Raw genomic sequence first — 13112 nt, 5'->3', positions numbered from 1 at the left:
GGACAAATCCACCCCGAATGTGAGGTAGATCGCATGATCGTTCCGGTGTTCGAGGAAATCGAGCCCGTGAGCGACTGCGACTGCCCCGGCTGTGTCCTCGGGCGGCGGACGGCGCCCCGTCCGTCGCCCGGAGGTCTCCACGGCCGCCCGGCGGCCCGCGGTGCCGCGGTCGTGGCCGCCGCGTCCGCCGCCCTCGGGGCTGCCCCGCAGGCCGTCGCCCTGGCCGCACCGCACGCCCCGGCCCGGCCCGGCGGCCCGGCGGCGGACGGCTCGGCGGCCGACGGCTCGGCCGGGACCCCGCAGGGCGGCGCGGCCCCGCTCTTCGGGACCGGCACCGCCAAGCCCCCGGCCAGCCGCTCCCCGGCGCTGACCCGGACCCAGATCATCAACCGGGCCAAGCTGTGGGTCGACGCGCAGGTGCCGTACAGCACGACCCGGTACTGGTCCGACGGCTACCGCCAGGACTGCTCGGGCTATGTCTCCATGGCCTGGGGCCTGCTCTCCAACGAGTGGACGGGCAGCCTCGCCCAGTTCGGCGTCAGGATCACCAAGGAGCAGCTGGAGCCCGGCGACATGCTGCTCTTCCACAACGCCGCCGACCCGCAGAACGGCTCCCACGTCGTGATCTTCGGCGGCTGGACCGACTACACCCACACCGCCTACACCGGCTACGAGCAGACCCCGCCGCACACCCGCCGCCAGAGCACGCCGTACCCCTACTGGAACAACACCACCAAGTACGTCCCCTACCGCTACAGGAACGTCACCAGCGGGACGTCCGGCTCGGAGCCCGCCACCGGGGGCGCGCTCACCCCCTTCCCCGGCGCCTCGTACTTCGGTCCCGGCGCCAACAACAAGTACGTCACCCAGCTCGGTCAGATGCTGATCGCGCGGGGCGGCGCCTCCTTCTACGCCAAGGGCCCGGGGCCGGTCTGGGGCGAGTCCGACCGGAAGGCCACCGAGGCGTTCCAGAAGGCGCAGGGCTGGACCGGCCCGGCCGCCGACGGGCTGCCGGGGCCGCGCACCTGGGAGCTGCTCGTCACCAAGGCCGGCAAGGACATCCCGCCCGTCAAGACGGCGCCGGGATCGGTGCCCGCCTTCCCCGGCCGGGACTACTTCCGGCCGGGCGCGAACAACGTCTACGTCACGCGGCTGGGGCAGCAGCTGGTGAAGAAAGGATTCGGCAGCTACTACGCCACCGGCCCGGGACCCCGCTGGAGCGAGTCCGACCGGCGGGCCGTCGAGGCGTTCCAGAAGGCCCAGGGCTGGCGCGGCTCACAGGCCGACGGCTACCCGGGGCCCGAGACCTGGCGCCGCCTGTTCACCTAGCCGCGCGGCCGCGGCCGCGACCGCACGGACGCGGAGCCGGACGCCCCCGGCACCGCCCGACCCGACCCCGTCACCCACCCCCACACCCACCCCCGTCACCCACCCCTTTGCAGACCCCCTAGTGCAGACCCCTTTGTCATGACGCATCTGGCGCGGAGGCTGGAGGCACCCATGAGCACGACCGCACCGCACACGCACGAGTCCGAGGAACAGCCCGAGGACGCACCGGCCCCCCTGGGCACGGCAGGACACCGGCCACCCCGGCTGATCCACAACGAGGTGACCACCGAGATTCCCGTCCATCTCCTCTTCCGCGACGACCCGGCCCCCGAACCGGTCCCGCTCAAACCCGCCGTGGTGGGCCGCAGACAGGGCACCGGCGAGCAGCCGCGCCTCTCGCAGCCGGTGCGGACGGGGCGCCCCCGCCCGGCGCCCCCGGCCGACCCGGAGCTGGTGGAGCGCCCGGCGCGGGTGCTGCCCGGCGCGGCCGGGGTGTGCGCGGGGCTCGGCGGGGCCGCCGGGTGCCTGGCCACCTCGTGGTGGGCGGGGGTGCTGCCGCCGCTCGCCCTGGAGTCGCTGCGGCTGCCGTCGTACGCGGGCGCGCCGCTCGGTCCCGCGCAGTGGGCGGCGTACGCCGGGGCCGGGGCGGTCGGGCTGTTCGGCTTCGCCGGGCTGGCCCGGGGGCGGACCGGGCGGGCCTGGGTGCTCGGGATGTTCGGCCGCTACCGGGGGACGGTCCGCCGTACCGGCCTGCTCTGGGTGAACCCGCTGCTGCGGCGGCGCCGGGCGGACGTGCGGCTGCGGCACTGGCGCAGCGAGGCGATCCCGGCGGCGGACGCGAGCGGGGTGGCGCTGCGGGTGGCGGTCCTGGTGGTGTGGCGGGTGCGGGACACCGCGCGGGCGCTGCTCGGCATCGAGGACCACGAGGGCTATCTGCGCGAGTGCGTGGAGGCGGCCCTCGCCCGGGTGCCGGTGGAGGCGCCGGGCGGCACGCGCGCCGGTGCGGACGCCTCGGCGGAGGTGCTGACCCGGCTGGTGGCGGGCGACGCGGCTCCGGCCGGTCTGGAGGTGTTCTCGGTACGGCCGCTCCGGGTGGAGTACGCCCCCGAGGTGGCCGCCGCCATGCACCGGCGCCGCATCGCCGCCCTGGACGCCCAGCAGCGGGCCACGATGCTCAGCTCGGTCGTGGACTCCGTGGAGGACACGGTGACCCGGCTGACCGTGCGCGGTCTGGTCGAGCTGGACGACTACGAGCGCAAGGCGTTGGTGCGGGACCTGACGGTGGCGTTCTGCTCGGGGCGCGGGGAGCCCGCCTGAGGTCCGCCGCCCGGAGCCCGGCGGGGTGTGCGCACGGTATGGACATGTTCAACTACCGGTAATAATCTGGCACTTGGTCTAGACCTACTGCACGGCTCAGTGAACTTCCCCCACGTTCTCCCAGGAGCGGCAGCATGAAGACCAAGTTGTCCGCCGCCCTGCTCGTCGCGGTGACCGCGGGAGCCTTCGGGCTCTCCACCACCGCGGCCAGCGGGCACGGCTACACCGACCTCCCGGTCAGCCGGCAGAAGCTCTGCCAGAACGGCACCGTGGCGAACTGCGGCGACATCCAGTGGGAGCCGCAGAGCGTCGAGGGCCCCAAGGGCTTCCCGGCCTCCGGCCCGGCCGACGGCCAGCTCTGCAACGGCGCGGTGAGCCGCTTCGCGCAGCTCAGCTCGCCGGTCACCCCCTCCGGCGCGGCCTGGCCCACCACCAGGGTCACCGGCGGCCAGTCGTACACCTTCCGCTGGCAGTTCACCGCCTCGCACGCCACCACCGACTTCAGCTACTACGTCACCAAGCCGGGCTGGAACCAGAACCACGCGCTCTCCCGGTCCGACCTCAACCTCACCCCGTTCCTCAAGGTGCCGTACAACAACCAGCGGCCGCCGTCCTCGCTCAGCCACAGCGGGACGCTGCCGACGGGGCTCAGCGGGCATCACGTCATCCTCGCGGTGTGGACGATCGCCGACACGGGCAACGCGTTCTACGCCTGCTCGGACGTCACGTTCTGACCGGCCGATCTCTGAGCTTCGCTTGAGGCCGAACCCCTTGCCGCGCGGGTACGTTCACCGCAGACCGCTCGGCAAGGGGGAACCCCATGGATGTGCTGCTCTACGTCATTCCGTCGATCATGATCGCGCTGTGCGTCTTCCTCGCGGCCAAGCTGGTGCGGCGCAGCCGCCAGGTCAGCCGGACTGGGCACACGGGCTGACCGCCGAGGGGCGCTGTCTGCACACGTACACCACGACCGGTGGCGGCCGGGACACCAGCATCCACACCACGCTGCACCACGTGTACGAGTTCACCACCCGCGAGGGGCGGACCTATCGCTTCGACGAGACGGACGGCTCCCCGACGGTCGTCGCGGGCGATCGCGTCACCGTGCGCTACCTCCCGGAGCACCCGGAGGGCGCCACCGCGCTCGCCCCGCAGCGGGGACGCCTCGCCCTGGTGACCGGGGTGGGGCTGAGCATCCTCGGCGCGATGGCCGTCGGCTGCGCCGTCTTCATGGGTGTCGTCCACGAGGTCTCCGCGAACGCGGCGAGCCTGATGCCCTGACCTATCCGTGACACGCCGAAGGCCCCCCGCTTCCGCGAGGGGCCTTCGTTCTGTGCGCCGCCAGGGACTCGAACCCCGGACCCGCTGATTAAGAGTCAGCTGCTCTAACCAACTGAGCTAGCGGCGCGTGACTCTCGCCTTCCGCTTTTCGCGGCCGGCGACAGAGAAAATACTACCCGGTCCTGGAGGGTGCTCGTGACCACCGCCGGGCCGCTACAGCGCCAGCGACAGCAGCACCGGCGCCGCGCTGCGGTGGAGCGTGTCCGCCGCCTGGCGCAGCCGGTGTGCCCGCTCCACCGGGAGTGAGACGGCGAGGCAGCCGACGGAGGCGCCCGCCGTGACCGGGACGGCAGCGCAGACCGTGCCGACCGCGTACTCCTGGAGGTCGAGGACCGGTGCCGTCGGCGGCTGGGCGGCCAGCCGGGACAGCAGCAGCTTGTCGCTGGTGATCGTGTGCGAGGTGAGCCGGGCCATCCGGTGCCGGGAGAGGTGATCGCGACGGGCGCCCGGGTCCAGCTGGGTCAGCAGGCTCTTGCCGACCGCCGTGGCGTGCGCCGAGCAGCGGAAGTCCACCCACTCGTTGACCGCCGGGGTGGCCGGTCCCGCCGCGTACTGGGTGACCCGGACCTCGCCGTCCACGTACCGGCTCATGTACACGGCCGCGCCCACCGAGTCGCGCAGCCGGTCCAGGACGTGCTGGATCTTCTCGCGCAGGGCCCGCTCCCGGCCGTGCGCCGAGGTGAGCCGGCGCAGCGCGTCCCCGGTGACCCAGGCGCCGTCGGTGAGCTGCTCGACGTACCCCTCACGGCGCAGCATGCGCAGCAGGGCGGTCAGCCGCTCGGCGTCCAGGCCCGTGCGCCGAGACAGGACGGCGTCGGTGACCCCGGCGGAGTGCCGCGCCACCCATTCCAGCACGCGCAGCGCGTCCTGGGCCGAGTGGTACGGGGCGGTCGGCTCGTGCTTCAGCGCCACGGTTTCCCCCTGCGCTCGCTTGCTTGTGGCCGCGAGGTCCGTCGGGACCGTCTCCCACGATAACGGCCAACAGGCCCCGGAGAGGAGGGGGTTGACAAACTTCCCGACGCCCCTCCCGTCCCCCTCCGAGCTGCGGCGCAGACCCTGTGGCATATGCCAGAGACATCACCCAACGCCTGGACCTCGGCTTCCCGCGTTCACCCTGTGTGCTCACAGCACCGCGCTCAGGAACTCCCGGGTCCGCGCCTCGGTGAACTGGAAGTGCTGCTGGGAGAAGAGCCGGGCCCGGCCCGGCATCTCCAGCACCGTGATCACCATCAGTATCGGTGTGTCCTTCAGCCGGCGCCGGGAAGGTCGGCCCCCACTCGGGCAGCACGTACAGGGCCCGCCAGAAGTCGTCGCGGTCAATGCCCGGGCACGTACCCCCGCTTCTTGTCCACCATGTTGACCAGCGGCCTGCCCGCCGCCCAGCGCTCGTACAACTCCACGAACTGCGTGCCCAGTTCATCGCGCCAGCCGACCGTGTCACCGGCCATGTGCGGGGAGACGAGCAGCCCCGGCGCGCTCCACAACGGGCTGTCGACGGGCAGGGGTTCGGCGGCGAACACATCCAGCGCGGCGCCCGCGATCCACCGGTTGCGCAGGGCTCCGGCGAGCGCGCTCTCGTCGACCAGATCGCCCCGGCCGACGTTCACGAACACCGCCGAGGGCTGCATCACCCCGAAGCGGCGCGTGTCGAACATGCGGTACGTCCGCTCGGTCAGCGGCGCCGCCGCGATCACCCAGTCCGCGCGGGCGATCAGCCGGTCCAGGTCGGCCGGACCGTGCACCCCCGTCCGGGGCACCCGGCCCACCAGCGCCGGGGTGACCCCGAGCGCCTTCAGGGTGCGCGCGATCGCTCGGCCGATCGGCCCCGAGCCGACCACGCAGGCGCGCGTGCCCGCGACCCGTCGCGTCTCCCGGTGCCGCCACTCGCGCCGCCGCTGGAACTCCACCGTGCCCGGCAGGTCCTTGGCGACGCCCAGCACCAGCGCGGCCACGTACTCCGCGACCGGCTGCTCGAAGACCCCGCGCGCGTTGGTCACCACCGTGTCGCTCGCGGCCAGTTCCGGGCACATCAGCTGGTCCACGCCCGCGCTCGCCGTGTGCACCCACACCGGACGGGGGCCGTCCCCCGGCCATGCCTGGCGCACGGCGGTGGACGCGAAGTCCCACACCAGCAGCACATCGGCCTCGGGCAGCAGCCCGGCCAGCCCCGCCGCGTCGGTGCGCAGCACACGCACCCGGCCGGTGAGCCTGCCCAGCCGGGGCGGCGGATCGGTGTCCAGCACCAACAGGGTGGGACGGGTCGGAATGTGCATCGGCCTCCCGGCTCCGGGGGCGCACAGGGCGTCCGGCACAGGCGGACCGACCACGTTGGCACGCCCGCCGGACCCCGTCAACGACCCGGGCCCGGCTCGGCCACGCGGGGACGGTGGTCGCCTTCACCCCATGGGCATGGCTCCGACGGGGTACGTGTGCCGTGCGGCCGCCCGGCAACCGGGGCGCCGCGCGGATGGCCGGGCACGCCACAGGACCCGGCCGGCACACGAACCCGACGGAAGGGCCGCCATGACCGCACTCGGACTGCTCTGCACGGACCACCGGGGCGAGGACGACTACCCCCGCATCGAGCAGCTCCTCGGCGCCGATGTGCGGGTGGACCTCGTACGTCTCGATCCGGGGGCCGGGATCACGGGTGCCGCGGAGGAGCTGCGGCTGTCCGGGGCCGACGCGGTGGTGCGTACGGGGGAGGGGTTCACGCACGACGCGGAGGACGAGGCCGACCGGGTGGAGGCGCTGGCCCGGCAGACCGGGATGCCCGCCTCCTCCACGGCGCTCGCCTTCGTCAACGCGGCCCGCGACCTCGGCGCGACCCGCGTCGCGGTGGCGGCCCCGGCGGGCACCCATGAGGATGCGGCCCGGCTGCGTGGCTTCCTGCGCGCGGGCGGCCTGGAGGTGACCGGCACCCACACGGCCGCTCCCGCTCCCGCCCCCGGCTCCGGCTCCGACGAGGACGCCCTGCTCGCGCTCGTGGCCGCCGCCGACACCCCGGACGCCGAGGCCGTCCTGCTCGCCGACCCCGCGCTGGAGACCGCCGCGCACCTGCCCGCGCTGGAGAAGGCCGTCGGCAAGCCGGTGCTCACCGCGAGCCAGGTCACCGTGTGGGAGGGGCTGCGGCTGGCCGAGCGCCGGGTGCACGCCCCGGACCTGGGGGCGCTGTTCACCCGGACCCCGGCCCCGGGACTCTGAGACCGGGAAATAAACGGAGACCGCCTCCTGTTAGCCCGGGGCAGGACAGCCACGCCGGACAGCAGGAGGCACCCACCGTGTCGGCAGACGAGATCCGGGGCGCCGCCCTCGGCACCGCTCCCGTTCCCCTCTCCGTACTGGACCTGGTCACCGTCGGCGCGGGCAGCACCGCCACCGACGCGCTGCGCACCAGCGCGGCACTGGCCCGGTTCACCGAGGCGCGCGGCTTCCACCGCTTCTGGGTCGCCGAGCACCACTCCATGCCGGGCGTCGCCTCCTCCTCGCCCGCGGTGATCCTCGCCCACCTCGCCGCCCACACCGACCGCATCCGGCTCGGCTCGGGCGGTGTCATGCTGCCCAACCACGCCCCGCTGGTCATCGCGGAGCAGTTCGGCACCCTGGAGGCGCTCGCGCCGGGCCGGATCGACCTGGGCCTCGGCCGCGCGCCCGGCACCGACGGGGCGACCGCCGCCGCGCTGCGCCGCAGCGACACCCTCAGCGAGGGCGCCGACGACTTCCCGCAGCAACTGTCCGAGCTGACCCGCTTCCTGGACGACGACTTCCCCGACGGCCACCCCTACGCGCGCATCCACGCCGTACCCGGCCCGGTGCAGGCCACCAGCCCCGGCGGGACGCAGTCCCCGCACCGGCCGCCGATCTGGCTGCTCGGCTCCTCCGGCTTCAGCGCCCAGCTCGCCGGAATGCTCGGGCTGCCCTTCGCCTTCGCCCACCACTTCTCGGCGCACAACACCATCCCGGCGCTGGACCTGTACCGGGAGACCTTCCGCCCCTCGGAGGTGCTGGCCGAGCCGTACGCCCTCATCGGCGTCTCCGCGCTGGCCACGGACGACGAGCGCGAGGCGGGCCGTCAGGTGCGGGCGGCCGCGCTGAACATGGTCCGGCTGCGCACCGGCCGCCCCGGGCTCTTCCCGGACCCGGAGGAGGCCGCGAAGCACGAGTTCAGCCCGATGGAGGAGGACTTCGCGCTCTCCTGGACGAAGAACATCGTGCACGGCACCGCCGAGGAGGTCCGTGCCGGACTGGACGACCTGCACAAGCGCACCGGCGCCGACGAGCTGATGCTCACCACCCACGCCCACCGCGGCGAGCTGCGGCTGCGCTCCTACGAACTCATCGCGGACGCCTACGGATTGCCCGTGGCGTAGCCGTTCCTACGGCCCGTCCGGCGGGAGGCTCAGGGCTTGCCCGCCGCGCAGGACCGTACGCCGAGCAGCTCGGAGATGCCCTCCGGCGGGACCGGACGGGAGTAGAGCCAGCCCTGCCCGGTGTCGCAGCCGATCCTGCGCAGCCGGGTGGCCTGCGCCGAGGTCTCCACGCACTCGGCGGTGACGGTCAGCCCGAGCCGGTGCGCGAGCTGGATCATCGCCTCCACGATCACCTCGTCGGCCGGGTTGGCGGGCGCGGCCGAGGTGCCGCGCTCGCCCTCGTACTGGAAGCCGCGCACGAAGGAGCCGTCCAGCTTGAGCACGGACACCGGCAGGCGGCTGAGGTACGCCAGGTTCGAGTAGCCGGTGCCGAAGTCGTCGATGGCGATGCGCACGCCCATGTCGCTGAGTGCCTGGAGTGCCTGGATGGGCCGTCCGGCCGAGCCCATGACGGCCGACTCGGTCAGCTCCAGCTGGAGCAGCTGGGCTTTGAGGCCGGTCTCGGCGAGGACCGCCGCCACGTCCGTGACCAGGTCGGAGTCCCACACCTGGCGCACGGCCACGTTCACGCTGACGAAGATGGGCGGCTCGTCCGGATGGTCGAGCTGCCAGCGCCGGGCCTGGCGGCAGGCGGTGCCCAGCGCCCAGCGGCCGAGCGGCACGATCGAGCCGTCCTCCTCGGCCAGACCGATGAACCGATTCGGCGTCAGGGTGCCGAACTGCGGGTGGTGCCAGCGGATCAGCGCCTCCACCCCGCTCAGCGCCCCGTCCTCCATGCCGACCAGCGGCTGGTACTCCAGGGCGAACTCGCCGCGCTCGATGGCGGGGCGCAGCGCGGAGGTGAGGGCCTGACGGGTCATGAGGTGCGCGTTGCGCTCCGGGTCGAACAGGGTCCAGCGGGCCTTGCCGTCGGTCTTCGCCCAGTACAGGGTGGTGTCGGCCGCCTGCATCAGACCGGTCGCGGTGGTGCCGGCCGCGTGCCGTTCGACGACGCCGACGGAAGCGGTCAGATGCAGTCGCCGGCCGCCCAGGTCGAAGGGTTCCTCCAGGGCGTTCAGCGCGGACCCGGCGAGGTCGGAGAGCTGGTCGGTGCCGGTGGAGTCCTCCACGAGCAGCGCGAACTCGTCGCTGCCGAGCCGCGCCACCAGGGGCGTACCGGCGCGGCCCTGCCCGCACTCGGCGGCCACCCGGGTGAGCCGCTCGGCCACGGCGGCGAGCAGCCGGTCGCCGACGCGGTGGCCGTGGGTGTCGTTGACGGCCTTGAAGCCGTCGATGTCCAGATGGCACAGGCCGATCCGCCCGGTGCCGCCGGTCTCGCCGGGCTCGGTCTCCAGGGCGGCGGAGAGCCGCTCGAAGAACAGCGTGCGGTTGGGTAGCCGGGTCACCGGGTCGTGCATCCGCAGATGCCGTATCCGGGCCTGGAGTTCGCGGCGGGCGCTGATGTCGGTGAGCGACAGCAGAACACCCGGACGGCCGTCGGCCAGCGGGGCTACGGTGATCCGCGCCCACACCGCCGTGCCGTCGGGGTGCTTCAGGCGCCGGGTGCAGCGCAGCCGGGCGCGGCGGCCGCGCAGCACCTCGCGGTAGGCGTGCCAGGCGCGGGCGTCGGTGGTGAGGCCGGTCAGATCGGCGGCGGAACGGCCGGTCAGGGCCTCGGTATCGGTGCCGAGGAGTCTGCCGAGGGCGGTGTTCGCGCTGACCACGAGCCCGTCGCCGTCCACGACGGCCATGGCGAGCGGGGCGGCCGCGAAGACGCGCCGATAGGTCATGTAGTCACTGTCTGTGACGGCCGACCGGTCGAGGTCTGCCGCGGGCGTCGGCCCTTCGGACGTTCCGCTCACCGCTCGCTCCCGCAGTGCACTCGATCGTTGTCCGTCGTTGTCCGTGCCGGAAAGTGTGCCGATCATAGAGGCTGGTACCGGGGCCTTCCAGCCGGTCTCCAGTGTCCCCGGCGGACCCCACGTTCCGACAGATCGTTTCTGCTCGCACCTGGACGGGTTCTTCAAGCCTCCGACCGGTTGTGACGTTGCGTGAGTGATTCGGGGTGTCGTCCGCCGGTGCACTCCGGCGCGCGAACGGGCGCACTCACCCTTCCGGTTCAGATAAACAGGGCATCTCCTGACAAACCGCCACAGGCTGGATTCGGTGTCCCGTGAACCGTGTCCGGAGGTCTGTCCGTGCCCAAGCTGCGCAGTGCCGCCGCCGTGGCCACCACGATGTCGGCGCTCGCCGCGACCTCGATCCTCGGCGGCCCCTCCGTCGCCGAACCCTTCTCCCCGGCACCCTGCGCCCTGCACCGCACCTCCGCCCACCACTCGGAGGGCGCGGACACCTGGAACCCCGCCTACGCCCGCCCCCTCGGCACCCGGAACGCCGTCCTGGTCTTCCTGTCCTTCCCCGACGCCGCCCCCCGCACCACCCCCGCCCAGCTGACGGCCGACCACTTCCCGGAGACCAGCGACTTCTACACCCGCGCCTCCTACGGCCGCTTCACCCTGCGCCCGCACCCCGTGAACCGCTGGCTGCGGATGCCGCGCCCCTCCACGTCGTACGCCATGAAGCGGGACTGGGCCGCCGCCGACCGGTCCGCCTATCTGCGCGACGCGTTCACCGTCGCCGACAAGGCGGTGGACTTCTCCCGCTACGACGTCGTCTACCTCGTCGCCGACCCGGACGCGCCCGGCGTGGACTCCGACGCGACGAAGGTCGTCAACCTGGACACGCCCGTACGGCTGGACGGCAAGGACGTACGCCGGGTCGTCACCGTCTTCGAGCAGCATCCGCCGGACCGGCTGGTCCTGGCCCACGAGACCGGCCACGTCTTCGACCTGCCCGACCTCTACCACCGCCCCCTGGACAACAAGGGCGACTGGGACACCTATGTGGGTGACTGGGACCTGATGGGCAGCCAGTTCGGCCTCTCACCGGACCTGTTCGCCTGGCACAAGTGGCGGCTGGGCTGGCTGGACCCGCGCCAGGTGACGTGCGTACGGGGCACCGGTCCGACCCGGCTCACGCTGGAGCCGCTGGAGGCCGGGCCCGGGGTGTCGGTGCCGGGTGCGGCCGGGGCGCCGGCCTTCGGGCTCGGGCGCGGTACGAAGCTCGCGGTGGTGCGCACCGGGGCGGACAGCGCGCTGGCCTTCGAGGCGCGGGCCACGGCCGGGAACGACGGCTCCGGCTGCCGGGAGGGCATCCTCGTCTACCGCGTCCACGCCGAAGCCGAGTCCGGCGACGGGCCGGTCCAGGTGATCGACACCCATCCGCACGCCTCGGCCTGCTGGGAGAACTCCGTCTACCCGACGCTCGCCGACGCCCCGCTGTCGGCGGGGGAGAGCTTCACCGTGCCGGGGGACGGTGTGCGGGTGGAGGTGGAGGACCGGACGCCGTCGGGGGCGTGGACGGTGTCGATCACGCCGCGCGCGCTCTGAGCGGTGGGCGGTGTCTTTGTGGGCCCTGTGGGCCCTGTGGGCCGGAACGCGATCAGGCCCCCCGCTCGCGCGAGGGGCCTGATCGTTGTCTGTGCGCCGCCAGGGACTCGAACCCCGGACCCGCTGATTAAGAGTCAGCTGCTCTAACCAACTGAGCTAGCGGCGCCTGCTGACGTCGTAGACCTTAGCATCCTGGTCGGCGGGAGGAAAAATCGATATCCGCACCGCGGCGCGAGCCGCCCGCACCGCCGCCCAGAGCACCACCTCGGGCCCCGGCAGCCACGGCTGCCGGGTGTCCGGCGCGACCAGCCAGCGGGAGCCTTGTGGGCCCGCGGGATCCTCGCCGTGGAGCGCCGGTACGGTCACCGCGTCCCCGGTCCCGTGGCACAGCAGCGGCGGTACGGCGTGGGTGCGCGGGCCCCACTCCTCCCAGGTCAGCAGCGAGGGCAGCCGCTGGGCCGTACCCGGCGCGGCGAACAGCAGCATCCGCCCCCGGTGCACCGCGACCGGACCCGAACCCGGCCCCTCGCCCCACAACCGGTCCAGCATCCGCCGACCGAAGATCGCCGGCGCGCTCACCACGTCGAAGACACTCCCGCACGGCAGCACCACCGGCGCACCCGGCCGCTCCTTCCACAGGGCGAGCGTGCTGCGCGGATACGTTCCGGCGGAGGCGAGCCACGCGGTGCCGTCGGCGGTGGCTGCGGTGACGTTCGGTGCGCTGCTCATGCCGACATGTCTACCGGCGGTGAGCATCTGCTCGCGCTTGGTTGCGGAAAATAGGGACAGGGGGGTGCGGGAGGGGGTATCTTGCCCGCTCGGCATATGCCAGATGGGTGGACGCGTCGCGTGCTGGCAGGGGGTCAGCGGGGGTCGACGGGTGTCCGCCCCTCCGTCTCGGCCCCGCGCATGAGATCCCGCCCGAACTCGACCATTCGCTTGGCGTAGTCCTCGGTCCACTCCGCGCGCTCGGCGAGATCCGCCGAGGTCAGCCGGTCGAACCGGCGCGGGTCGGCGAGCTGGGCCGCCGCGATGGCCTGGAACTCCATCGCCCGGTCGGCGGCCGCACGGAACGCCTGGGTCAGCTCCGTCGCCCGCGTCAGCAGCGTCCTCGGGTCCTCGATCGACTCCAGATCGAAGAAATGCTCCGGGTCGCCTGCCGCCTCGGCGGGCTCGAAGAGCAGGGGCGCGGGGCGTAGCCGCGGTTCGTTCCGACGCGGCGTGGGCTCCGCCATGTCCACATCTCCTCCTCTGCGGTTCCGGCCCTCTGGGGGTGGGCCACCGTCCATTGTCGCGCGTGGGCGCAAGGGGACGTACTGGCCCATGG

General features: G+C 73.3%; 12 protein-coding genes and 2 tRNA genes. 7 read left to right on the top strand and 7 right to left on the bottom strand.

The genetic code is table 11. From position 1 onward, the window contains the following. Positions 1-33 precede the first annotated feature (33 nt). From AB0E91_RS13480 to AB0E91_RS13465, 4 genes are all read left to right on the top strand, one after another. Positions 34-1329: a peptidoglycan-binding protein gene (locus tag AB0E91_RS13480; RefSeq protein WP_361779775.1), complete on the top strand. Its 1296-nt coding sequence runs from the start codon at positions 34-36 to the stop codon at positions 1327-1329. A gap of 171 nt (positions 1330-1500) precedes the next feature. After that, on the top strand, positions 1501-2646 hold the full coding sequence (locus AB0E91_RS13475) for an SPFH domain-containing protein (RefSeq protein WP_361779772.1): 1146 nt from the start codon (positions 1501-1503) through the stop codon (positions 2644-2646). 134 nt (positions 2647-2780) lie between these two features. Further along, a complete protein-coding gene (locus AB0E91_RS13470) occupies positions 2781-3380 on the top strand; it encodes a lytic polysaccharide monooxygenase (RefSeq protein ID WP_361779769.1) in 600 nt (199 codons plus the stop codon). Between the two features lie 196 nt (positions 3381-3576). Further along, positions 3577-3927, top strand: coding sequence for a DUF3592 domain-containing protein (locus tag AB0E91_RS13465; RefSeq protein ID WP_361780141.1), 351 nt, complete (start codon positions 3577-3579; stop codon positions 3925-3927). A 53-nt stretch (positions 3928-3980) separates the two neighbouring features. On the opposite strand, the gene AB0E91_RS13460 is transcribed toward AB0E91_RS13465, so the two are convergent. The 3 genes from AB0E91_RS13460 to AB0E91_RS13450 all read right to left on the bottom strand — a co-directional run bounded on the left by AB0E91_RS13460 (position 3981) and on the right by AB0E91_RS13450 (position 6260). Beyond that, a tRNA-Lys gene (locus AB0E91_RS13460) sits at positions 3981-4054 on the bottom strand. Between the two features lie 86 nt (positions 4055-4140). Beyond that, positions 4141-4899: an IclR family transcriptional regulator C-terminal domain-containing protein gene (locus AB0E91_RS13455; RefSeq protein ID WP_361779766.1), complete on the bottom strand. Its 759-nt coding sequence runs from the start codon at positions 4897-4899 to the stop codon at positions 4141-4143. 404 nt (positions 4900-5303) lie between these two features. Continuing rightward, positions 5304-6260 carry a D-2-hydroxyacid dehydrogenase gene (locus AB0E91_RS13450; RefSeq protein ID WP_361779763.1) on the bottom strand — a complete coding sequence of 319 codons (957 nt, stop codon included), beginning with the start codon at positions 6258-6260 and terminating at the stop codon, positions 5304-5306. 250 nt (positions 6261-6510) lie between these two features. Between AB0E91_RS13450 and AB0E91_RS13445 the strand changes: the two genes are divergently transcribed. Together AB0E91_RS13445 and AB0E91_RS13440 are read left to right on the top strand one after the other, a co-directional pair. Beyond that, a complete protein-coding gene (locus AB0E91_RS13445) occupies positions 6511-7191 on the top strand; it encodes a decarboxylase (RefSeq protein ID WP_361779760.1) in 681 nt (226 codons plus the stop codon). 77 nt (positions 7192-7268) lie between these two features. After that, a complete protein-coding gene (locus AB0E91_RS13440) occupies positions 7269-8357 on the top strand; it encodes an LLM class flavin-dependent oxidoreductase (protein WP_361779757.1) in 1089 nt (362 codons plus the stop codon). A 29-nt stretch (positions 8358-8386) separates the two neighbouring features. On the opposite strand, the gene AB0E91_RS13435 is transcribed toward AB0E91_RS13440, so the two are convergent. Beyond that, complete coding sequence (locus AB0E91_RS13435) at positions 8387-10198, bottom strand: bifunctional diguanylate cyclase/phosphodiesterase (protein ID WP_361779755.1); 1812 nt, start codon at positions 10196-10198, stop codon at positions 8387-8389. A 375-nt stretch (positions 10199-10573) separates the two neighbouring features. Here AB0E91_RS13435 and AB0E91_RS13430 point away from each other — a divergent pair, with 375 nt between their 5' ends. Beyond that, positions 10574-11785 (top strand): M6 family metalloprotease domain-containing protein, encoded by a 1212-nt coding sequence (locus AB0E91_RS13430; protein ID WP_361780138.1) that lies wholly within the window; start codon positions 10574-10576, stop codon positions 11783-11785. A 92-nt stretch (positions 11786-11877) separates the two neighbouring features. Here AB0E91_RS13430 and AB0E91_RS13425 read toward each other — a convergent pair. From AB0E91_RS13425 to AB0E91_RS13415, 3 genes are all read right to left on the bottom strand, one after another. Continuing rightward, positions 11878-11951 (bottom strand) — tRNA-Lys (locus AB0E91_RS13425). After that, positions 11942-12514, bottom strand: coding sequence for a bifunctional DNA primase/polymerase (locus tag AB0E91_RS13420; protein ID WP_361779752.1), 573 nt, complete (start codon positions 12512-12514; stop codon positions 11942-11944). The genes AB0E91_RS13425 and AB0E91_RS13420 overlap by 10 nt, the downstream gene beginning before the upstream one ends. 134 nt (positions 12515-12648) lie before the next feature. Then, complete coding sequence (locus tag AB0E91_RS13415; RefSeq protein ID WP_361779749.1) at positions 12649-13020, bottom strand: hypothetical protein; 372 nt, start codon at positions 13018-13020, stop codon at positions 12649-12651. Positions 13021-13112: the final 92 nt, after the last annotated feature.

The organism is Streptomyces sp. NPDC026659, from assembly GCF_040638245.1.
Classification (GTDB): domain Bacteria; phylum Actinomycetota; class Actinomycetes; order Streptomycetales; family Streptomycetaceae; genus Streptomyces.
Note: the sequence above shows the minus strand (reverse complement) of the source record. Positions and strands in the feature narration are given on the sequence as shown.

Excerpts from the sequence above, each read along its gene's own strand:
- AB0E91_RS13475 (WP_361779772.1), top strand. The coding sequence starts at position 1,501 with ATGAGCACGACCGCACCGCACACGCACGAGTCCGAGGAACAGCCCGAG.
- AB0E91_RS13470 (WP_361779769.1), top strand. The coding sequence starts at position 2,781 with ATGAAGACCAAGTTGTCCGCCGCCCTGCTCGTCGCGGTGACCGCGGGA.
- AB0E91_RS13430 (WP_361780138.1), top strand. The coding sequence starts at position 10,574 with ATGTCGGCGCTCGCCGCGACCTCGATCCTCGGCGGCCCCTCCGTCGCC.
- AB0E91_RS13420 (WP_361779752.1), bottom strand. The coding sequence starts at position 12,514 with ATGAGCAGCGCACCGAACGTCACCGCAGCCACCGCCGACGGCACCGCG.
- AB0E91_RS13480 (WP_361779775.1), top strand. The coding sequence starts at position 34 with ATGATCGTTCCGGTGTTCGAGGAAATCGAGCCCGTGAGCGACTGCGAC.
- AB0E91_RS13445 (WP_361779760.1), top strand. The coding sequence starts at position 6,511 with ATGACCGCACTCGGACTGCTCTGCACGGACCACCGGGGCGAGGACGAC.
- AB0E91_RS13415 (WP_361779749.1), bottom strand. The coding sequence starts at position 13,020 with ATGGCGGAGCCCACGCCGCGTCGGAACGAACCGCGGCTACGCCCCGCG.
- AB0E91_RS13450 (WP_361779763.1), bottom strand. The coding sequence starts at position 6,260 with ATGCACATTCCGACCCGTCCCACCCTGTTGGTGCTGGACACCGATCCG.